Annotated in this window: 1 protein-coding gene; it reads left to right on the forward strand. The window is 65.6% G+C overall.

Annotated elements, in window-relative coordinates:
• Positions 1-399: 399 nt before the first annotated feature.
• Positions 400-748 (forward strand): transposase (locus FREUN1FDRAFT_RS39250; protein WP_006546023.1); only part of this gene is annotated, 349 nt, incomplete at its 3' end.

Raw genomic sequence — 748 nt, forward strand, 5'->3', positions numbered from 1 at the left:
CGCCGTGAGGCGCTCTGTTGTATCCCCAGCGCAGCTGGGATGGATTCGGAGGAGGATCCTTGGGTTCGCTGGCTTACCTCGGTCCGAAAGGGTGTCGGGGGACAGCAGCATGCCAGAAGACGGCGGGCGTCGCGAAGGCGTCGAAGGCGGGCCGCCGTTGAACCCGCGTGATATGGCGAAAGCTGGATTGCCTGAATTCCAATCTCCAGACGGTAGATGTGAGGACCCATCGGAAAGACGTCTGAAACCGATGCCACGTCCTGCACTGGCCAGATCCGTGGGCTGGTGCATCCTTCGGGTCGTGGGGCGATGCCCAGTGAGGGCATTCAAGGAGATGAGTGGAACGCCTAAGAGCGTGTCTCACGTGGGTGTAGTGGATCTTCTTGCATGATCTGAGGCGTGAGCGACCGCCTTGCCCTGCGGCTGGTACCGGACGAGCTCTGGGAGCTCGTGGAACCTCTGTTGCCCTCCTTCACCCCGCGTCCGCAGGGTGGGGGGACGGCTCCGGTGGACGAGCGGGCGGTGTTCACGGCGGTGGTGTACGTGCTGACGTCGGGCTGTGCGTGGCGGCATCTCCCGCCGTCGTTCGGGGTGTCCGCGCCTACGGCGCACCGCCGGTTCCAGGTCTGGACCCGGGCGGGGTTATGGCCCCGGATACATCGGGCGGTGCTCGACCGGCACGGCGGCGCCGGAAGCGTGGACTGGACCTCGGCGATCGTGGACTCCGCGAGCGTGCGAGCAAAAAGTG

The sequence above is a fragment of the Parafrankia sp. EUN1f genome (genome assembly GCF_000177675.1).
Taxonomy (GTDB): Bacteria; Actinomycetota; Actinomycetes; order Frankiales; family Frankiaceae; genus Parafrankia.